Origin of the sequence: Dactylosporangium sp. NPDC000521, assembly GCF_042898305.1 — a bacterium.
GTDB lineage: Bacteria > Actinomycetota > Actinomycetes > Mycobacteriales > Micromonosporaceae > Dactylosporangium.
Genome location: NZ_JBIAYW010000007.1, coordinates 432070 through 451898 on the forward strand (window position 1 = coordinate 432070; position 19829 = coordinate 451898).

The 19829-nt window shown below is 73.6% G+C and carries 22 protein-coding genes; 8 read left to right on the forward strand and 14 right to left on the reverse strand.

The genetic code is table 11. The features are described 5' to 3' along the window. The first annotated feature begins 35 nt into the window (after window positions 1–35). Window positions 36–2261 (forward strand): ATP-binding protein, encoded by a 2226-nt coding sequence (locus tag ACFY3L_RS24865; RefSeq protein WP_389328455.1) that lies wholly within the window; start codon window positions 36–38, stop codon window positions 2259–2261. Window positions 2262–2414: 153 nt separating this feature from the next. On the opposite strand, the gene ACFY3L_RS24870 is transcribed toward ACFY3L_RS24865, so the two are convergent. From ACFY3L_RS24870 to ACFY3L_RS24895, 6 genes are all read right to left on the reverse strand, one after another. Further along, the gene (locus tag ACFY3L_RS24870) at window positions 2415–2963 is read right to left on the reverse strand and encodes a hypothetical protein (RefSeq protein WP_389328458.1); all 549 of its coding nucleotides are present in this window, start codon (window positions 2961–2963) and stop codon (window positions 2415–2417) included. A gap of 26 nt (window positions 2964–2989) precedes the next feature. Next, complete coding sequence (locus tag ACFY3L_RS24875) at window positions 2990–4177, reverse strand: winged helix DNA-binding domain-containing protein (RefSeq protein ID WP_389328461.1); 1188 nt, start codon at window positions 4175–4177, stop codon at window positions 2990–2992. Between the two features lie 47 nt (window positions 4178–4224). Beyond that, entirely contained in the window at window positions 4225–4905 is a 681-nt protein-coding gene (locus tag ACFY3L_RS24880; protein ID WP_389328464.1) for a GPP34 family phosphoprotein, read from the reverse strand. Between the two features lie 36 nt (window positions 4906–4941). Next, window positions 4942–6168, reverse strand: coding sequence for a sugar efflux transporter (locus ACFY3L_RS24885; RefSeq protein ID WP_389328467.1), 1227 nt, complete (start codon window positions 6166–6168; stop codon window positions 4942–4944). A 61-nt stretch (window positions 6169–6229) separates the two neighbouring features. Beyond that, window positions 6230–6877: a response regulator gene (locus tag ACFY3L_RS24890; protein ID WP_389328866.1), complete on the reverse strand. Its 648-nt coding sequence runs from the start codon at window positions 6875–6877 to the stop codon at window positions 6230–6232. Window positions 6878–6891: 14 nt separating this feature from the next. Then, window positions 6892–7734, reverse strand: coding sequence for a sensor histidine kinase (locus ACFY3L_RS24895; protein WP_389328470.1), 843 nt, complete (start codon window positions 7732–7734; stop codon window positions 6892–6894). A gap of 112 nt (window positions 7735–7846) precedes the next feature. On the opposite strand from ACFY3L_RS24895, the gene ACFY3L_RS24900 reads away from it, so the two are divergent. The 5 genes from ACFY3L_RS24900 to ACFY3L_RS24920 all read left to right on the forward strand — a co-directional run bounded on the left by ACFY3L_RS24900 (window position 7847) and on the right by ACFY3L_RS24920 (window position 11450). After that, on the forward strand, window positions 7847–8557 hold the full coding sequence (locus tag ACFY3L_RS24900) for an ABC transporter ATP-binding protein (RefSeq protein ID WP_389328473.1): 711 nt from the start codon (window positions 7847–7849) through the stop codon (window positions 8555–8557). After that, the gene (locus ACFY3L_RS24905; protein ID WP_389328475.1) at window positions 8554–9315 is read left to right on the forward strand and encodes a hypothetical protein; all 762 of its coding nucleotides are present in this window, start codon (window positions 8554–8556) and stop codon (window positions 9313–9315) included. The genes ACFY3L_RS24900 and ACFY3L_RS24905 overlap by 4 nt, the downstream gene beginning before the upstream one ends. Beyond that, window positions 9312–9833 carry a hypothetical protein gene (locus ACFY3L_RS24910; RefSeq protein WP_389328478.1) on the forward strand — a complete coding sequence of 174 codons (522 nt, stop codon included), beginning with the start codon at window positions 9312–9314 and terminating at the stop codon, window positions 9831–9833. The genes ACFY3L_RS24905 and ACFY3L_RS24910 overlap by 4 nt, the downstream gene beginning before the upstream one ends. Window positions 9834–9900: 67 nt before the next feature. Further along, the gene (locus ACFY3L_RS24915; protein ID WP_389328481.1) at window positions 9901–10308 is read left to right on the forward strand and encodes a YciI family protein; all 408 of its coding nucleotides are present in this window, start codon (window positions 9901–9903) and stop codon (window positions 10306–10308) included. Next, window positions 10305–11450, forward strand: coding sequence for an RNA polymerase sigma factor (locus tag ACFY3L_RS24920; RefSeq protein WP_389328483.1), 1146 nt, complete (start codon window positions 10305–10307; stop codon window positions 11448–11450). The genes ACFY3L_RS24915 and ACFY3L_RS24920 overlap by 4 nt, the downstream gene beginning before the upstream one ends. 10 nt (window positions 11451–11460) lie before the next feature. Here the strand turns inward: ACFY3L_RS24920 and ACFY3L_RS24925 are convergent, their stop codons facing one another. Then, a complete protein-coding gene (locus ACFY3L_RS24925; RefSeq protein WP_389328486.1) occupies window positions 11461–11583 on the reverse strand; it encodes a hypothetical protein in 123 nt (40 codons plus the stop codon). A 351-nt stretch (window positions 11584–11934) separates the two neighbouring features. On the opposite strand from ACFY3L_RS24925, the gene rox reads away from it, so the two are divergent. After that, window positions 11935–13368: a rifampin monooxygenase gene (rox, locus tag ACFY3L_RS24930; RefSeq protein WP_389328869.1), complete on the forward strand. Its 1434-nt coding sequence runs from the start codon at window positions 11935–11937 to the stop codon at window positions 13366–13368. Between the two features lie 122 nt (window positions 13369–13490). Further along, window positions 13491–13724 (forward strand): CGNR zinc finger domain-containing protein, encoded by a 234-nt coding sequence (locus ACFY3L_RS24935; protein ID WP_389328872.1) that lies wholly within the window; start codon window positions 13491–13493, stop codon window positions 13722–13724. Between the two features lie 39 nt (window positions 13725–13763). On the opposite strand, the gene lepB is transcribed toward ACFY3L_RS24935, so the two are convergent. The 7 genes from lepB to ACFY3L_RS24970 all read right to left on the reverse strand — a co-directional run bounded on the left by lepB (window position 13764) and on the right by ACFY3L_RS24970 (window position 19814). Beyond that, window positions 13764–14387 carry a signal peptidase I gene (lepB, locus tag ACFY3L_RS24940; protein WP_389328489.1) on the reverse strand — a complete coding sequence of 208 codons (624 nt, stop codon included), beginning with the start codon at window positions 14385–14387 and terminating at the stop codon, window positions 13764–13766. A 564-nt stretch (window positions 14388–14951) separates the two neighbouring features. After that, the gene (locus tag ACFY3L_RS24945) at window positions 14952–15407 is read right to left on the reverse strand and encodes a tellurite resistance TerB family protein (protein WP_389328492.1); all 456 of its coding nucleotides are present in this window, start codon (window positions 15405–15407) and stop codon (window positions 14952–14954) included. Window positions 15408–15636: 229 nt separating this feature from the next. Beyond that, window positions 15637–16032 (reverse strand): MmcQ/YjbR family DNA-binding protein, encoded by a 396-nt coding sequence (locus tag ACFY3L_RS24950; protein ID WP_389328495.1) that lies wholly within the window; start codon window positions 16030–16032, stop codon window positions 15637–15639. A gap of 49 nt (window positions 16033–16081) precedes the next feature. Beyond that, window positions 16082–17320, reverse strand: a complete 1239-nt coding sequence (locus ACFY3L_RS24955; protein ID WP_389328498.1) for a WD40/YVTN/BNR-like repeat-containing protein — start codon at window positions 17318–17320, stop codon at window positions 16082–16084. 87 nt (window positions 17321–17407) lie between these two features. After that, a complete protein-coding gene (locus tag ACFY3L_RS24960) occupies window positions 17408–18301 on the reverse strand; it encodes an NAD(P)H-binding protein (RefSeq protein ID WP_389328501.1) in 894 nt (297 codons plus the stop codon). Between the two features lie 5 nt (window positions 18302–18306). Beyond that, the gene (locus ACFY3L_RS24965; protein WP_389328504.1) at window positions 18307–18957 is read right to left on the reverse strand and encodes a hypothetical protein; all 651 of its coding nucleotides are present in this window, start codon (window positions 18955–18957) and stop codon (window positions 18307–18309) included. After that, entirely contained in the window at window positions 18957–19814 is an 858-nt protein-coding gene (locus ACFY3L_RS24970; protein ID WP_389328507.1) for a CPBP family intramembrane glutamic endopeptidase, read from the reverse strand. The genes ACFY3L_RS24965 and ACFY3L_RS24970 overlap by 1 nt, the downstream gene beginning before the upstream one ends. Between the last annotated feature and the right edge of the window lie 15 nt (window positions 19815–19829).

The window sequence follows — 19829 nt, forward strand, 5'->3', positions numbered from 1 at the left end:
CGACCTCGTGGGGCGGGACGGGTACGGTGTTGCACGTGTCGAGCCCGCAGGAACACCTTGTCGCGCAGCTCGCCCGGATCAAGGAGCTCAGCGGGCTCAGCCTGCGCGCCCTCGCGACGAAGGCGAGCCTGAGCAGTTCGTCGCTGTCGCGGTACATGTCGGGTCAGCTGGTCCCGCCGTGGGAGGCGGTCGTCGCGCTGTGCCGGGCCGTCGGGCGTGACCCGAGGCCGCTGCGCGCGGTGTGGGCGGAGGCGTCCAAGGCCGGCGCCGCTCCCCCGCCCCGGCGCAACGACCTGCCCGCCGACCTGTTCGACTTCACCGGCCGGGAGGCGGAGTCGGCGCTCGTCGAGCAGCTGCTGCGGACCGCCGGCGCGGTCGCCGTCGACGGCATGGCGGGCGTGGGCAAGACCAGCCTCGCGGTGCACGTCGCGCACCGGCTCGCCGGCGCGTACCCGGACGGCGGGCTGTACCTGGACCTGCACGGGTTCACGCCGGGGCAGGAGCCGCTCGACCCACCGGCGGCGCTGGGCCGGCTCCTCGCCGCGCTGGACGTCACCCAGCCGCCGGCCGGCCTCACCGAACGCGCCGCGCTGTGGCGGTCCGAGCTGTCGCGGCGGCGCGCCCTCGTCGTGCTCGACAACGCCGTCGACGCTGAGCAGGTGCGGCCGCTGCTGCCCGGGGCGGGCAGGTCGGCGGTCCTCGTCACCAGCCGCAACCGGCTCGTCAGCCTCGACGGGGTGCCGCCGGTGTCGCTCGAACCGCTCGCCGACGGCGACGCCGCGCGGCTGTTCGGCCGCGCCGCCGGGCTCACCGCCACCGAGGAGGACGCGGTCGGCCAGGTGCTCCAGCAGTGCGCCGGGCTGCCGCTCGCGCTGCGGATGGCCGGCGCCCGGCTGCGGCACCGGCCCGGCTGGACGGTCGCGGTCCTCGCCGAGCGGCTGCGGGACTCCACCGGCCGGTTCGACGCGGTCTTCGGCATGTCGCTGCAGCAGCTCGACTCGACCCAGCGGCGCGTGTTCCGCCTGCTGGGCGTGCTGCCCGGGGCCGACTTCGACGCGTCGGTGGCGGGTGCCCTCGCCGGCCTGCGGACCGGCGTCGGCGCGGTCCTCGACGAGCTCGTCGACGCGCACCTGCTGCAGGAGGTCTCGCCGGGCCGGTTCCGGATGCACGACCTGATCCGCCAGTACGCCGCGGACCTCGCCGACGACGAGGAGCCCCAGGCGGGCGCCGCGCTGCGCCGTGCCCTGGAGCACTACCTGGCGCAGGCGGTCGCCCACGAGCGGACGCTGCCGTCACCGCACCGCCCGCGGCCCGAGCCCGGCGACCCGGCGAAGGCCATGGCCTGGTTCGAGCTGGAGTACGTCAACCTGGTCGCCTGCGTCGACGCGGCCGTGCGGACCGGCGCCGACGAGGTCGCCGCCGAGCTGCCGCAGCTGATGCGGGTCTACTTCTTCCGCCACCGCGGCACCGACGACCAAGCCCGCCTGCTGGAGGCGGCCGCCGCGGCCGCGGGCCGGCTCGGCCGGGAAGGGCAGCGGGCCGCGCTGCTCGCGGACCTCGGCTACACCCGCGCCGCCGCCGGCCGGCTCACCGAAGCCATGGCCGCGTACGAGGAGGCCGAACGGGCCGGTGCGCCCGACGACGAGCTCGCGGCCGGGCTGGCGCTGCGCATCGGCATGGCCCGCCGCGACCTCGGTGACCTCGAGGCGGCGCAGGCGCACCTGCGGCGGGCCGGCGAACTCTTCGAGAAGCTCGGCCGGCCCGCCGGGCAGGCGCAGGCCCTGGCCATCGACGGCTGGGTGACGCTGCGGCTCGGCCGCCCCGCCGAGGCGGTCGAGCTCGCCCAGGCATCCGTCGCGCTCGCCGCCGGCCCGGGCCGGATCACGGGGCTCGTCACGCTCGGCCTCGCCACCGACGAGCCGGAGGTGGCGCTGCGCACCCTGCGTGACGCGCTGCGGCTCGCGGAGGAGCACGACCTGGCGCACAACCAGGCGCTGTGTCACAACGCCCTCGGCGTCGCGCTGCGCGTCCAGGGTTCGCTCGACGAGGCCCTGGACCACCACCGGCGCGCGCTCGAACTGCTCGAACCCCTCGCCGAGGTGCAGCTGGAGATCGACTGCCTGCACGCCTACGCCGAGACGTGCCGCGCCGCGGGCCGCCGCGACGAGGCCGTGGCGCTGCTCGACCGGATCATCGCCCTCGCGCGCGACCTGGCCCGGCCGCACGACGAGCGACTCGCCCGCGAGGCCCTTCTCGACTAGGCATTCACCGCTGGAGGTCGTCGCCGTTCCAGGTGTACCGCACCGCCTGGCCCGACCTGGTTTGTCAGCGTCAGAGCCGCGCCGTGTCGCCGGCCGTGTTGCCGGCTTTGTCTTCGGCGGCCCGATCGGCGTACGGCACCGCGGCGACCCCGGTCAATGCCGAGGGCAGGCGCGCCGCTGAACCTCCAGCCAGCTGCTGCCGTTCAGCTGGATCGCGGTCGTCACCGATCGCCGGACCCCGTCTTCAGTCACCGCCACCAGCCCGACCGGCAGCGGCCGGCTCGCGGCGTCCTCGGCGCAGGTGATGGTGGCGCTGACCCGGAACCAGGCCGCCGCGCCCGGCTCGATCCGGTGCTCGCCCCAGACCATGACGTCGGCGACCACGCCCGCGCCGGCCACCTGGACCGGCCTCGGCCCGCCGTTGAGCACGGCCACGGTGCCCTCGATGGTCAGCCGGCCGCCGTCGCCCGCGCCCGACTCCATCCCGGCCACCGTCACGAACAGCGACACCTCCGCCGCCCGCCGGCCCTCCTGCCGCGCGGCTTCCCACCGCTGCCCGGCGACCGCGCCGGCCAGCACGCCGAGCAGCACGAGCGCCAATGCCTTCGCCGGCACCCTGCGCCGCCACCGCGCGACCGCCGACGGTCCCGTGGTCCGCTCCTCGGGCCGGTCAAGATCGATGACGTTGATCGCGTCCCCCATCGGCTCACGGTACCGGTGGCGGGCGCTCAGGCGCGCATGGCCGGGGAGTTGTAGATCGTGGGGACGCGGAAGCCCGCGGACCACTGCGTCAGGCGGTCCGCCTCGGCGGCCAGCAGGCGGCGGGCGGCGGCGGGGACGTCCTCCAGGAGGTGGAGCCGCACGACGCCGGCGGGGTCCTGGGTCCAGCAGCCGACCACGCGGCCGGAGCACCAGGCGGTGGTGCCGGCGTTGCCGCGGCGGTCGAAGATGCCGGCGCGGTGCGGGCCGAGGTAGAAGTCGCGGTGCTGCCAGCCCATGACGGTCGGGTCGAGGACGGGCAGCAGGGCGGCCCACGGGCCGGGGTCGGGAAGGTCGTCGAGGTCGTCGGGCAGGAGCCAGCCGGTGCCGCCGCCGCCGAGCGAGACCTGGACGGCGCCGAGGGCGGTCAGGGCGGCGCGGACGATGCCCTTGGTGGCGCCGAGCCACCAGACCAGGTCGTCCTCGGTGCCGGGGCCGAACGTGTACAGCCAGCGCCGCACGATCTCCCGGTAACCGTCCGCCGCCGCGGCCCAGGTACCGCAGGCGTCCGCCGGGGGCAGCCACGAGGACATCAGGGTCCAGCGCGGGCGGGACAGGTGCCAGCCGCCGGCGTTGACGGCCCGGACGATGTCGCCGGCGGCGCTGAGGTAGGTCAGGACGCGGGTCGACACGCGCGGGTCGGCGGTGGTGATGTCCAGCGTGACGTCGATCATCGGCACGGCGCGGCGGATCTCGGTCGGTTGCAGGCCGTCCGGGGCGGCGGCGAGCGCGGCGAGGACCTCGGTGCGGGCGCGGTCGAGCCAGTCGTCGCCGTCGGGGGCGAGGCCGGTGGCGGCGATGTCCCTGACCAGGCGGCTGCGTTCGCCGGCGGCGACCCGGGCGGACGCGCTCGGCCAGACGGCCGGGAGCAGTTCGCGCGGGAACACGAAGAGTGTGCGGCGCATCGCGAGCTGCTTGACCAGGGTGCGTTCCTGGTACAGGGCGCGGTCCACGTCGGCGGGGCGCAGGTCCGTGGACCGGGCCTGGCACGACAGGTGGACCGTGGCGGGCTCGGTGGCGTGCAGGACGGTCATCGCCTCGGTGACGGACTCGGGGGTCGCCACCCTGAAGTCCGGGGCGAGCGCGTGCCGGACCGCGAGCCGGGCCCGGCGCTGGTCGTCGGACACGTGGCGCACCCGGACATGCTGCCACAGCATCGCCGGACGGCGGGCCGGGCGGCCCGCCGTCACAACGTCACGAAGCGTCAGGTGCGGGCGGTGCCGAGCGCGGTCTGGATGGCCTGGACGAGGACGCTGACGACGAGCGCGACCGACGGGCGGATCGAGGACTCCTCCATGCTGATCGTGCCCGTGAAGCCGGCGTTGTCGCTGATCTCCTCCAGCCGCCGGTGCGCCGCCGCGATCTCGTCGCCCGACAGGTAGAGCGCCGGCTCCATCCGCGCCGCCGCGACCAGTGCCGCGAGGGCCGCGGTCCGCTCGTCGGGGACGTCGTCGCCGGTCAGGGCGCGGCCGAGGCGGGCGCGCAGCTCGGTCTCCACGGTCGCGTCGACCATCGGGTAGCGGTGCACGTGGATGAAGCCGAGCTGGACCTCGTCGACGTCGGTGAGGATGCCGCGGGAGCACAGGTCGGCCAGGACCCGGTCGCGCAGGCCGTGCCGGAGCCGCTGCAGCCACGACGCCGGGGTGTGCGGCGTGTCGCCGACGATCCGGGCGAGGACCTCGTCGGCGATCGGCTCGCCGGTCGGCTCGTCCTTGACAACGACGATCATCCCCCCGGCGTACGCCAGCCGCCCGGCGAGCGCCAGGTCGACCAGGACGCCCGCGGCCATGCCGAGGTCGAGGCCGATGTGGGAGCCGGTGGCCTTCCCGGTGTCGTCATCGTAGGCGAGCAGGAGCAACTCCTCCGCCAGTGCAACGGAACTCATGGCTCGGAACGGTAGCGCGCGTCCGCTCGTCCCGCATTACCGTGTCGGGTACGTTGCGGCGCGCGACGGCCTGACTCGCACGGCGGTGGCGACGAGCAGCAGGAACCCGGCTGCGCACAGGGCGGTGCTCATCCCGAACGCGGACCGGTAGCCGAAGTGCGCGGCCACGCCGAACAGCGGGCCGGCGACGATCGACCCGATCGGGAACGTGTTGGTGTAGAGCGTCGTGGCCCGCCCCGGCTGGCCGGGCAACAGGTCCTGGACATACGTGATGCCGACCCCGGAGATCGCGGAGATGAACAGCGCGTTGACCAGCTGTCCGGCGGCGAGCACCCACAGGTTGGGCGCGATCCAGGCGATCGCGTAGTAGGCGGTCCCGCACGCGCCGCCGACGAGGATCAGTGTCTGCAGCTTGAAGCGGGTCGTGAGCGCGCCGAGGCCGAGCATCAGCGGGATCTCCAGGGCGGCGCAGAGCCCGAGGATCAGCCCCGCCCGGGACGCGTCGCTGTGCAGGTCCTGCTCGATGTACAGCGGCAGCGCCTGCACACCGAGCGTCATCGGCACCTGCATGAGCACGAACGCCACGATGATCAGCGGCAGCACCCAGCGCGGCAGGCCCGGCCTGGCGGGGGCGTTGGCCGCGGGTGCCGCCTCGACCACCGCCGGCGCGGCCACCTCCTCGAGCCAGACCACCGCGACCAGGGCGGCGAGCGCGTACGTCCCGGCGGCCATGCCGTACACCAGCCGGAAACCGCCGACATCCAGCAGGACCGCGGCGAGCGCCGGGCCGCCGACCCACGACAGGGAGAACACGGTCCGCAGCGCGCTGATGCCCATCGCCGCCTGCCCGGGGCTGTCCCGTTCGAGGATCTGCCTGGCGTACGCGAAGGACTGCGGGAACAGCGAACCGGCGAACGCGTAGGCGGTCATGCACAGCGCGAACAGCACCCAGTAGTCGCGGACGAACATCGCGATCAGGCTGCCCACGACCCCGAACAGGGCGGCTCCGATCAGGAGCTTCCGGCGGATCGGCCACCGGTCCGACGCGCGGCCGAGCGCGGAGGAGATGAGCACGCCGGTCAGTGGTGACGCGACGAGGAACACGGTGACCTGGACCGGGCTCGCGTGCACGGCCGTGCTCAGGAACAGCGACAGGAACGGGAAGACGACGGCCACGGAGATGCCGACGGCGAAGAACATCAGCCCGAGTGGCAGGAGGGCACGACTGAGCGGCCGCTGGCGCGGCGGAGCGGCCAAAATCATGTCGGGACTGTACCGCTACAGTCTCTTTTTTCGCGACCCGGTTTCCCGTGTTTCACGAGCCTCAGGTGCGCGGCCGTACCAGGCCCGCATCGAAGGCGGCGATCACCAGCTGCGCCCGGTCCCGCGCCGCGAGCTTCGCCATGAGATGCGTGATGTGCGACTTGACCGTCTTCACCGAAATCGTCAGCGCGGTCGCGATCTCGTCGTTGGACAGTCCTCCCCCGATGAGCGTCAGGACCTCGACCTCCCGGCCCGTGAGCCGCCGCAGCGCCTGGGTCGGCCGGTCGGGGCGGGGCGCGGCGACGTAGTGCGCGACGAGCCTGGTGAGGATCGACGGCGCGAAGAGCGATTCACCGCGGTGCGTGCGGCGGATCGCCTCGATCAGCTCGGCGGGCCGGGCGTCCTTCAGCAGGAAGCCGGAGGCGCCCGCGTGCAGGGCCTCGTAGACGTACTCGTCGAGCTCGAACATGCTCAGCACCAGCACCCGCGCCGCGGCCAGCGACGGGTCCGCGCAGATCCGCCGGGTCGCCTGCAGGCCGTCGAGGTGCGGCATCCGCACGTCCATGAGGATCACGTCGGGTCTGGCGGCGCGAGCCTGCGATACGGCCTCGGCGCCGTCCCCCGCCTCGGCGACCACGCGGAGGCCGGCCTCGTTGTCGATGATCATCGCGAGGCTGTGACGCAGCAGCGGCTGGTCGTCGGCCAGCATGACCCGGATGTCCGTCACTCCGGGATCCGTGCGGTCAGCCGGAAGCCGCCGTCGACCGGCTCGGCGGTGAGGGTGCCGTCGAGGGCGGCCACCCGCTCCCGCAGGCCCACGAGACCGTGCCCGGCGCCCGGCGTCGCCCGCCACGCGAGGTCGGCCGCTCCCGCGTCGGTGACGGCGACCACGACGAACCGCCCGTCGCGGTGGACGGTCACCCGGACGTCGGTGGGGCCGGCGTACCGCGCGGCGTTGCTGAGCCCTTCCCGGACGGTCTTGCACACCGCCACCTGTACGCCCTGCGACACCCCACCGAGCTCCGGGTCGACGGTGAGCCGGGTCCGCAGCCCGGCGACCGCGGCCGCGTCGACGATCGCCGGCAGGTCGTCCAGCCCGTCCAGCGGCGCGCGCAGCCCGGCGGCGGACGGCTCGCGCAGGACCGTCAGCATCCGCCGCAGCTCCGCGGTCGCGTGCCGGCTCGCGTCCTCGATGTCGGTGAGCGCCGCCTCGACCTCCGCCGGCTTCGGCAGGTGCCGGGTCGCCGCGGCGCGGACCGTGATGAGCCCCAGGCCGTGCGAGACGATGTCGTGCAGGTCACCGGCGATCCGCAGCCGCTCGGCGAGCACCGCCTCCGACGCGGCCCACGCGGTCAGGCGCGACTCGTAGGCGACCCGGTCGGCGCGGGCGCGGCGCACCGCCCACACGGCGGCGGCGAGCGCGGCGGCGACCATCGCCCACGGCAGCACGACCCGGCCCGGGCCGTCCCCGCCGACCGTGCACATCGCCGCGAGCAGCACCACGCCCACGATGACGAGCACCGGCAGGACGCTGGAGCGTCCCGACGGACGCGGATGGGCGTTCACGCCGCCGACTGTAGTGCTCAGACCAGGGTCTGACGGCCCGTGGTCGCAGGCCGCCCCGACGATCCGAGCCCGGCCCGATGCCCGCGGCCGGGCGCCCCGGTTGACTCGGCTTATGATCACGATCGATCGCGTCAGCAAACGCAAGGGCAGGGCGCGGGTCCTGCACGACGTCACGTTCGAGGCGCGGCCCGGACGCGTCACCGGGTTCCTCGGGCAGAACGGCGCCGGCAAGACCTCGACGCTGCGGATCCTGCTCGGGCTGGACCGCCCGGAGCACGGCACCGCGCTCGTGTGCGGCCGCCCGTACCGCGAGCTCGACCGCCCCCTCACGGTCGTCGGCGCCCTGCTGGACGGCAGCGGCGCGCACCGCGCCCGGACGGCCCGCGCGCACCTGCGCTGGGTCGCGGCCAGCAACGGCCTGCCGGGCTCCCGCGCCGACGAGGTCCTCGAGGTCGTCGGCCTCGCCGGCGACGCCCGCAAGCGCGCCGGCCGCTACTCCCTCGGCATGAGCCGCCGGCTCGGCCTGGCGACCGCGCTGCTCGGCGACCCGCCGGTGCTGGTCCTCGACGAGCCCGTCAACGGCCTCGACCCCGCCGGGATCCGCTGGATGCGCGAGTTCCTGCGGGACCGGGCCGCACGGGGCGGCACCGTCCTGCTGTCCAGCCATCTCATGGGCGAGCTCGCCGAGATCGCCGACGACGTCGTCGTCATCCACCAGGGCCGGATCCTGGTGCAGGGCGGTCTCGCCGAGGTCACCGGCGACCACGCCACCCTCGAGGACGCGTTCTTCGCCCTGACCGCCACCGGGGGTGCGCCGTGGTGAGCGCCTTCCGCTGGGCGGTGACGGCCGAGGTCCGCAAGCTGCTGGGCCTGCCGACCGCCTGGATCGGCATCGTCCTCGGCACCCTGCTCGCACCCGTCATCGTGCTGCTCAACGCGCCGTACATCCGCCGCGGCCTCGACGACGGCACCATCACCGACACGGCCGACCTGGGACTGCAGGATCTCGGCGTCGGCCTCATCGGCCCGATGGTGCTCGGCGTGGTCATCATCAGCAGCGAATACACCAACACCGGCCACGACGCCCCGCGCGCCCGCCAGCTGACCGCGACGCTCGCCGCCGTGCCCGGCCGGCTGCGCCTGCTCGCCGCGAAGACCACCGCGCTCGTCCTCGTCGCCGCGGCGCAGGCGGCGATCACCGCGGGCGCCGCGCTCACGCTCACCGAGGCCCTGCACGGCGACCGGGTGTCCGCGCCGGCACCCGGCCGGATCGCCGCCGCCGTCCTCTACTGGACCCTGATCGCCCTGCTGTCGTTCGCGATCACGCTCATCACGCGCAACGGGATCGTGCCGCTCACGTTCCTCATCGTCAACAGCACGGTCGTCTCCGTGTCGTACCTACTGACGAAGGTCACCGACGCGGCCGCGTACCTGCCGGACATCGTCGGCGCGCAGATGTTCCTCCACACGCCCGACTTCCCGGTCCGCATCGCCCCGGTCACCGCCGGCCTGGTGATGACGGCATGGATCGCGGCCCTGCTCGCGGCCGGCGCCGTGCTGTTCCACCGGCGTGACCCGTGACGCTCCTGACGCTTCCGCATGCCGAGCTCCGCAAGCTGCTGACGCTGCCGTCGCTGCGGCTGACCGTGCTGCTGACGGTCGCGGTCGCCGTGCTGCTGGCGTCCCTGGAAGCGGCGCAGCCCGTCCGCTACGTCCAGGCGGGGTTCCTCGTCCTCGGCGTCCTGGCCACCGCGTCCGAGCACCAGGGCGGCGACCAGATCCGCGCGACCCTCCTGGCCATGCCGCGCCGGCTCCCCCTGTACACGGCGAAGGTCGTGGCGCTCACCGCGGTGACGCTGCCGGTCGCCACGCTGGTCGCCCTCCACTCGGCCGCGCACCTGACGCTCACCACCCTGCTCGCCGCGGCCGCCGGCACCATCGTCCGCCGCGCCGAGGCCGCCGTGGTGCTGCTGCTCGTCGTGTACTACGTCGGCCCGCTCGCGCATGTCGACCCCGCGCGGGATCTCGCTGCCCTGGCGGCGTGGACGCTGGGTGCCGGCGCGCTCGCGGGGTACATATTTTCGCGGCGGGACGCCTGACGGTGTCGAGAACGGGGAGCCGGCTCCGTCCCAGGGGGACAACCGGTCGAGTCCGAAGGAGCACGACGTGAAGTACCTGCTGCTGAAGCACTACCGTGGCGGACCGTCCCCCGCGGTCGAGTACCCGCCGATGGACCAGTGGACGCCGGAGGAGGTCGACGCGCACATCCAGTACATGCGCGACTTCGGGGCCAGGCTGGAGAAGTCCGGCGAGCTCGTCGACGTGCAGGCGCTGGCCCCCGAGGGCACCTTCATCCGGCACGACGGGGAGGGCCGCCCGCCGGTGACCGACGGCCCGTTCGCCGAGACGAAGGACCTCATCGCCGGCTGGTACGTCATCGACGTGGAGTCCTGGGACCGCGCGGTCGAGCTGGCCGGCGAGCTGTCCGCCGCTCCCGGCCCCGGTGGCACGCCGATCCGCGAGTGGCTCGAGGTCCGGCCGCTCTACACCGAGCCGCCCACGGTCGCCGAGTGAACGAGTCCCTGCTGCGGGAGCTCGTACCCGCGGTGATCGGTGTCCTCGTCCGGCGCGGAGCGGATTTCGCGTCGGCCGAGGACGCCGTGCAGGAGGCGCTGATCCGGGCCCTGAAGCTGTGGCCGGACGACCCGCCGCGCGACCCGAAGGCGTGGCTCGTCGCCGCCGCGTGGCACAAGTTCGTCGACGCCACCCGCTCCGAGGCGTCCCGCCGGGACCGGGAGCTGGCCGTGCAGGTCGAGCCGCCGGCCGGGCCGGCGCCCGAGACCGACGACACGCTCCAGCTGTACTTCCTGTGCGCGCACCCTTCGCTGCCACCCGCCGCGGCCGTGGCTCTCACGCTGCGTGCCGTGGGCGGGCTGACCACGCGGCAGATCGCCCTCGCGTACCTGGTGCCGGAGGCGACGATGGCGCAGCGGATCAGCCGCGCGAAGCGCCGCATCGCCGGCCAGCCCCTCGACCGCCCCGGCGACCTCCGCACGGTGCTGCGGGTGCTGTACCTCGTGTTCAACGAGGGCTACAGCGGCGACGTCGACCTGGCCGCCGAGGCGATCCGGCTCGCCCGCCAGCTCTTCGCACTGACCCGGGAACCGGAGGTCACCGGCCTGCTCGCGCTGATGCTGCTGCACCACGCGCGGCGCGCCTCCCGTACGCGCGCTGACGGCCGGCTGGTGCCGCTGAGCGAGCAGGACCGGTCCCGCTGGGACACCGCCCTCATCGCCGAGGGCGTCGAGATCCTGCAGGCGGCGCTGGCCCTGGACCGGCTCGGCGAATACCAGGCGCAGGCCGCGATCGCCGCCCTGCACGCCGACGCGCGCACCACGGAGTCGACCGACTGGGTGCAGATCGTCGAGTGGTACGACGAGCTGCTGCCCCTCACCGGCGACAGCCCCGTGGTGCGCCTCAACCGCGCCGTCGCGGTCGGCGAGGCCGACGGCCCGCGAGCAGGCCTGGCCGCGCTGGCCGGCGTCGACCCCGCCGTCCCCCGCTACGCGGCGGTGGCGGCCCACCTCCACGAACGCGCCGGCGACCTGGCCCGCGCCGCGGACCTCTACGCCGAGGCGTCCCGCGCCGCGACCAGCGTCCCGGAGCGCGACCACCTCACCCGCCAGGCCGCCCGCGCCCGCCACCTGGGCCGTTAGCCGGTGCCGGTCAGAAGTGGAAGTCCTGGACCGACACCTTTCCGTACGCCTGCGCCGTCCCGCCCGTGACCAGTACCGACGCCACCGCCGCAACCAGTGCCACGACCACGATCCGAGCCAATCTCCGCCGCATTTCCACTCCTCTGGGTTGATCCTTGCGGTGCAGCCCGCCACGGTACGAGCACCACCGGCCGCCGGCACCACAGCTGATCAACATCCGACTGCACGCGCCGCCGTGCAACCGCCCGCCCGACTCATGCGTCGCCATGGCTCGTGGCCGATAAGGACTGGACGGGACGCTGCCCGGGCTTGTAGCTTGCACGTGACCGCGACACCGTCCGAGGAGGTGAGACCCATGAAGGCTGTATCGATGTGGGTGCTCCCCCTTGCCGTCACGGTCGGGCGATTGACGTAGGTGTCGCCGGGAGCGCCTCGCCACTCCCGAAAGGCAACACCCATGGATGCTCAGTCCTGCCCGCCTCTCATGTACGACGTCATCATCGCCGGGTGCGGGCCGACCGGCGCGATGCTGGCCGCCGAACTGCGGCTGCACGACGTGCGGGTCCTCGTCCTGGAGCAGGAGACCGAACCGGTCTCGTTCGTCCGCATCGTCGGTCTGCACATCCGCAGCCTCGAACTGCTCGCGATGCGCGGGCTGCTGGAGCGCGTCCTCGAACGCGGACGCCGGCGGCCGGCCGCCGGCTTCTTCGCCGCCATCACGAAGCCCGAGCCCGAGGGCCTGGACTCCGCGCACGCGTATCTGCTGGGCATCCCGCAGCCGGTCATCGTGGACCTGCTCGAAGCACACGCGATCGACCTGGGTGCGCAGGTTCGGCGCGGTTGCGCGGTGACCGGTCTCGATCAGGACGACGAAGGCGTGACCGTCGAGCTGGCCGGCGGGGAACGGCTGCGGTCGCGCTATCTCGTCGGCTGTGACGGCGCCCGCAGCACGGTGCGCAAGCTGCTCGGCGTCGGCTTCCCCGGCGAGCCCTCGCGGAACGACACGCTGATGGGCGAGGTGGAGCTGGGTGCGCCGCCGGAGGATATCGCCGCCAAGGTGACCGAAATCGTCAAGACCGACCGGCGGTTCAGCCTCCAGCCCTTCGGCGGCGGCGTCTATCGGGTCGTGGTCCCCGCCGCGGGAGTCAGCGATCGCGCGGAGCCACCCACCCTCGAGGACTTCAGACAACGGTTGCGTACCGTCGCCGGCACCGACTTCGGCGTGCACTCCCCGCGCTGGCTGTCCCGTTTCGGGGACGCCACCCGGCTGGCCGACCGGTACCGGGTCGGGCGGGTGCTGCTGGCCGGCGACGCGGCACACATCCATCCACCCATCGGCGGGCAGGGCCTCAACCTGGGCCTTCAGGACGCGTTCAACCTGGGCTGGAAACTGGCCGCGCAGATCCGCGGCTGGGCGCCGGAGACGCTGCTGGACACCTACCAGGCCGAACGGCATCCGGTCGCCGGGGACGTGCTGGACAACACCCGCGCCCAGATGGAGCTGCTGTCCACCGAGCCGGGCCCGCAGGCCGTACGGCGGCTGCTCACCGAGCTGATGGACTTCGACGAGGTGAACCGCTACCTGATCGAGAAGATCACCGCGATCGGCGTCCGGTACGACTTCGGCGCGGGCCCCGACCTGCTCGGCCGCCGCCTGCGCGACATCGACGTGAAGCAGGGCCGCCTCTACGATCTGCTGCACCACGGCCGCGGGCTGCTGCTGGACCGCACCGAACGCCTGACCGCCGGCGGCTGGTCGGACCGGGTCGATCATCTCGCGGACCCCACCGCGGCACTGGATGTCCCGTGCTTGCTGCTCCGCCCCGACGGGCACGTCGCCTGGATCGGCGACGATCAGCGGGACCTGGACGCCCATCTCTCCCGCTGGTTCGGCAGGCCCGCCGGCCAACTCGCCTGAGGACATCCACCGCCCGCTGGCATGGCGGACTGGCCATACCAGCGGGCGGCGCGGCGGTGTCAGCTCGCGGGGTGCTCGATGCCGCCGGCCCAGATGCGCTGGATGTGAGACGGGTGGCCCGGATGCCGGACACCGGGTCGCCGTCGACGAGGATCCGGTCGGCCAGCAGGCCCAGCCAGATCGCGGTCTGGCGATCTTCGTGGTGGAGACAGAGGGACGGCGTTTGCGTTCGGCCGCCCTGCGTGACGGTGTTCGCCGACACCAGCCGCAACGGGCGCCGCGAGTACTGCTCGGCCCGGTGCGGCAACCACGACGCCGTGCATCGCCGTCGGGCCAGGAACCGAGCCGGCGGATGACCCGCTGCCGACGGCCGGTCACCGCGGCGCCGGCGGTGGTCAGTGCGGGTCGGGCACGCGGGCGAAGGTGGAGGGCACGGAGAGGGTACGCCATCTGGGGAGGGGCCAGCAGGTGACGAAGGCGCGGCCCACGACACGGTCGACGGGGATGGTGCCGCTGGAGGCGCCGAGGTGGGCGCGCGAGTCGGCGGAGGCGCTGCGGTGGTCACCGAGCACGAACAGGCGGCCGGCGGACACCGTGACGTCGAACGGGGTCATGGACGGCTCGTCACCCGGGTAGAGGTAGTCCTCGTCGAGCGCGGTGCCGTTGACGGTGACCCGGTGCTTGTCGTCGCAGCACTTGACGCGGTCGCCGGCGACACCGATGACGCGCTTGATGTAGTCCTCGTCGGAACCGGCGGACCACTCGACCGGCGGGCGGAAGACGACGATCTCGCCCCGCTCCGGGCCGCGGAAGCGGTACAGCACCTTGTTGACGAGCACCTTGTCGTCAATGATCAGCGTCTGCTCCATCGATCCCGACGGGATGTAGAACGTCTGGACCAGATAGGTGCGGACGACGATCGCCACCAGCGCCGCCACGACCAGCATGACGATGTTCGCCGTCCAGCGCGATCGCCTGCTCTTCACATTCCCCGTTGCAGGCACGGCCGCAGCGTACATCGTCGATGCCAATGGATCTGTCCGCCCGGGTGCGGTGTCGGCGACCCGACTTCGCTCCGCACTGCTGTCCGCACGCACGGTGATCGCGCCGACCCACGTCGTCCGGCATCCCAGGCGTTGACCGGCACCGGACGCATCGACGCGCGACCGGCCACCACCCATGCCTCACAGGCCGGTGCACGACCGCACGGAAGCGCGCCCAGCGCTCCAAACCGACGCAGGCCAGCGACGCACCCGCGCGGAAGTGGACCCAGCACCCCAGACCGACGCACGCCAGCCACGCACCCGCGCGGAAGTGGACCCAGCACCCCAGACCGACGCACGCCAGCGACGCACCCGCGCGGAAGTGGGCCGAGCGCTCCGGGCCGACCAAAGCCCCACCGCGACCGGACCGCTCCGACACGGACTCCGCCACGACGATCATCGCCGGGATGAGGACCACCGCGACCGCACCTTGGCGATGCGGCCCGGCGCTACCGCACCTCGGCAATGCGGCTCAGCGCGACCGCACCGCACCATGCCGGGGCGGCACGGCGCGGCCGGGTCGGCGCGTGGCGGCGCCGGCTACAGGTCGAACTCCGCCGGCGGGATGCCGACGGCGAAGCACGCCTCGCGGACCGCCTTCTTCTCGTCGTCGTCGAAGTTGCCGTCGGCGCCGCCGATGATGATGCCGATCTGGATCACGGCGCGGGCATGATCGGGCTTCGACTTGAGCTTCGCGATCGTGGCGATCGCCTCGACCTTGCCGAACTCGAAGTCGCGCGTCAGCCGGTCGGCGTAGAAGGCGAACTTCTGCCGCAGCTCGTCCGGCGGGAAGACCGCCAGGATGTCGTTGCTGGTGATGACGCCCTCGGTGCGCTGGCGCTCCGCCGGGTCGATGCTGCCGTCAGCGGCGGCGATGAGCGCGCACATCGCCATGCTCGCGTTGGCGAACTCCTTGCTCTTGAACTGGCCGGCCCGCGTCTTGAGCTGCCCGCTCATCTCCTGCGTCCGGCTCTTGAGCTGGTCGAAGAATCCCATGACTGCCATCCCCCATCGTTCGAAGCCCCCGCCGGGAACCCTACCCGCGCCGTCTGACAGAAACCTGCGAGCGCGCTGTGCGCGAGCAGGCGCTACCCCGTACAGACGACGCTGCCGCAACACGGGTTGCCGCGCGGAAAATTCAGGAAACTCCACGACAATTCACCCGGATGCGAGGTTGACGCTCGATGAGCAGCACGGAGACCACGAGCCGCCATGCGACGCGGCCTCAGGCGCCCCCGTCCAAGCGGGCCACCCGCCGGCGGCCGGCGGTGCGCCGGTAGCTGGCGTCCAGCAGCTCGGCGATCTCGTCCCAGTCGGTGTCGTCGTCCAGGTCCACGCCGATCCAGCCGGACGGGCCGAGGTACGCCGGGACATAGCTGCGGGCGTCCTCCAGCAGCGCCTCGCGTTCGGCCGGGTCCACGAGCACGAGCACCGAGCGCTCGTGCTGCCGGTAGGTGCCGTCGACCTTGATCGAGCCGCCGTAGTAGGCGAACACCTTCGTCGTGTAGAACGCCGGGTGTCCGTGCGAGATCTTCTCCGCGGCGTCCGGCAGGGCGAGCGCGAGCTCCCGCACCCGGCCCAGGATCGGGTCGGCGTCGTCGAACATGATGGGGTGGGCCACCAGGCGACCATAGCCGGACCAGTTGCCGCGCATCGGGAAAGACCCGGGGCTACGCCGCCACCCGCAGCCACAGGTCCCGGTTGCCGGTGATGAGGACCCGCCCGTCGCGCAGCGTCGCGACCGCCTGCGGCGGGGCGTCGCCGCAGCCGAGCTCCCCGCGCTGCCACGCTCCGGCGCCGTCGCCGATCCAGACGACGCCGCAGTAGTCGTTGCGCTCGTCCGCCTTGTGCGGCCGGGAGTCGTCGATGACGCCGGCGACCACGACGGTCCCGTCCTGGTCGACGGTGACGTCCGAGACCCGCCCGGCACCCATGCCCTCCGTCGTGCCCCGTGTCCACGTCAGCCCGTCGGTGCTGGTCAGCACGAGCGTGGAGTCCTGCTGCGCGCCGCCCTCGACCCCGCCGAACGCCAGCCACCGGTCGCCCGCCCTCACCAGCCGGGTCAGCATCAGGCTCGCCGGCAGCCCGTCCACTGTGGACACCTGCCAGGTCCGGCCACCGTCGGTGGACCGCCACGCCCCCGGCTGGTCCCACCCGTAGCCGATCGCGACCACGGTGTCGCCGTCCGCCGCCAGCACCGCGAGGAGCTGCCGCTGCGCCCTGCCCTGCCGTGGCGCCGCCGGCAGGTCGACCCGCCGCAGCGTCACGCCCGCGTCGTCGGAGACCAGCACCGCCGGCGGCTGCTCCGGCTTCGTGGTCAGGTCGGCGTTGACGATGATCCTGCCGCTGCCGGTCCTGACCATCCCGCTCACCAGGCTCCGCGAGCCCTGCCCCTCGAACCCTGCCGCCGACAGGTCGATCCTGGCCAGCTCCTGAAGTTCGCCGTCGCGGAACCGGTAGAGCCCGGAGCCGCCCGCGGCGAGGACGCCGCCGTCCTCGACGACGAAGCCGTCCCCGCCGACCCCGCCACCGGCCCATCCGCCGCCCTTCCCGGCCGGCCGGTCCCCGCCGGCGTCACTCCCGCCCGGCGCCGGGTCGAGCTTCAGCCGGTCACACGCCTCGTTGCCGGTCCAGTTCACCCCGACCGCCCGGAACCCGTTCTGGAACGTGCCGATCCCGAGCACGCACCCGCCGACCGGCAGCAACCGCCGCAGCCCCTGCCCCTGCGGGATCCAGTCGGACACCGCGGGCCACTCGACCGCCCCACCGTGCCTGACGAATCCGAGCTCGGTCGCCGGCACCTTTCCGAGACCCTTGCGCCCGTCGGTGTCGGCGACCTTCTGCCCGCACGCCGCCCCACCCAGCATCAGTACGGTCACCACCACGACGGCCCGGACGGCTCGGTACATCCCCGAATCCTCCCAGACCAGCGCCGTTCCCACCGTCCCCGCGCCCGGCAGCGGTGGTGGGCACGGTGGGAGATGGCGAAGCAAAGCTCAGCCGGCGGTCCAGCTGCCGGCGGTGTCGCGGACGTACGACTCGTAGGTGCGGGGCGGCCGGCCGAGCAGCTCCGCGGTCCCGGCGATGTCGCGGGCCGGGGCCGGCAGGTGGAACCTGGCGAGGAACCCGTACGAGCGCCGGTAGTCCGCGAGCTTCGCCCCGCTCAGATGGCGGGCGAGGACGTCCGGCCAGTCGGGGCGGTCGCCGTCGTAGCGCACCGGGCGGCCGAGCGCCTCGCTCCACACCTGCGCGGCCCGCGCGCCGCTGACGGACTCCGGTCCGGCGAGGGCGTACGTGCCGACCGGGAACGTGTCGTCGGTCAGCGCCCGGGCCGCGACCTCGCCGACGTCGCGGAGGTCGACGCGGTTCACGCCGGACCGGTGTGTCGGCAGCGGGTACCGGCCGTCGAGGATCTCGTCGCGGACCACGTCGTCGTTCTGGAAGTAGTTCGCGACACCGAGCACGGTCGGTCGTCGCCGGGCCGCGGCGACCCGGCGGGCGACCCGCAGCTTGCCGCGGTAGTGCGGAAGGAACGTGCTGACCAGCGCCTCCATGGACAGTCTCGCCAGCCTGCTGCGGGCGGTCAGGGCGACCCCGGCGAAGACGAGCCGGACGCCGAGGGCGTCGCAGGCGGTGACGAACACGTCCGCCATCCGCTCCTCGTCGGGGTCGTGCGGGGAGATGTACAGCGCCGCCGCCGCACCCGTCAGCGCCGCTGTGACGGCCGCCGGGTCGCGCAGGTCGCCGACGGCGGGTTCGACGCCGGAGGGCAGCAGTTCCGCCCGCCCGGCGGTGCGTACCAGGGCCCGCACCGTGGCGCCGCGGGCGAGCAGCGCCGTCACCACCTCCTTGCCGATGCTGCCGGTCGCGCCGGCCACGAGCACGGTCATGGCGGTCACACCAGGACCGGCTCGGCGGCGGCGGTGACCGACCGGGCGGACCGGATCGCGAGCAGGCCGAGACCTGCGAGCATGACGCCGCGCAGCAGCTCGATCTGCAGGCCGGTCACCACCGGCAGGACGGGCAGCGGCACGAAGACGGCGAGCGCACCGGCGATCCCCGTCCAGCCGACCCAGCGGGGCAGGCCTTGGGCCCGGACCAGGCCGATCGAGAAGACGAGCAGCCCGACGACGAGGCCGATGCCGGCGACGATCTGCTCGGTCTCGAACGCCGGCGCGGCGATGACCGCCTCCTGCTCCGAGATCATGCCCGGGTGGTGCTCGGCCAGGTCCGACGCGGCGAACGTCATCAGCACCAGGTGCGGCACGGCGCTGAGCAGGTTGCCGAGGAAGTACAGCACGAAGCCGGCGAGGCCGAGCTTCCCGGCCCGTGGGGCCACCCACCCGTACACCCCGGGCAGCGCGATCAGCAGCAGCACCGTGCCGGCGAGCAGCGCCGCCGAACCGAGCGTGTGCGGCTGCAGGAGCGCCTCTGGGCTGTGGGCGTGCCCTTCGTCGATCGGGTGGAGCAGCCCGCCGATGATGCACAGCGGGCCTGCGGCGACGGCGGCGGCGCCGCTGAGCCGGCGGAGGGTGAGCGGGTTCATTATGAGCTCCTACGAATGAGTTCCGGTTGGTGCACAGCAGCGTCGCCGGTGCCGCTGGTGCGCCGCTGGTGCGCCGCCGCAACCGCGAACCAGGCAGCCGCCGCGAGCAGCATGACGACGGCGTAGGCGAGGCCCGTCTCGGTCGCGATCCAGTTGGTGGCGGTGCCGGTGGACGCGGTGGAGGGTTCGGCGAAGTGGTACATGACGGCGTTGAATGCCGCGTGTGCGACCGCGCCGGGCCAGATGCCCCAGCGCAGCTGCATCGACGCCAGGATCGACCCGAACGCGGTGGTGCCGACCGTGAACATGGCGATGGCGTACAGGGGTGCGACGCCCTCCGGGGTGCCGCCGAGGAACAGCAGCAGCCACACGTGCGACAGGCTCCACAGGAAGCCGCTGACGAGGTACACGGTGCGCGGCCGGACGACCTCGGCGAGGCGGGTGACGAGCAGCCCCCGCCAGCCGATGTCCTCGGCGAGCGCGAGCAGGATGTACGGCAGTACCAGGACGGTCCCGGCGAGGGCGGCGGTGCCCGCGTCGCCGGTGAACCGGCCGGCGCCGGTGGCCCACACGGCGGCGTACGCGACGAGGACCGCCGCGGCGCCGACGGCCCACCCGACGGCGATGGTGCGCCACGACGTGCGGCGGAAGCCCCAGCCCTTGAAGCCGCGGCGGGCGACGAAGGCGGCGATCAGAGGGGTCAGGGCCGTGCCGTAGGTGGCGGCCTGGCCGAGGGCCGACGCCTCCTCGATCCGCCGCACGTCGACGCCTTCGGTGACGGCGACGGCGGTGGTGCCGAGGGCGAGCAGCAACTGTAGGACTACGAAGCGGACCGCTTCGGACTTGGCAGTGGTCATGCCGTGTACGGTGCG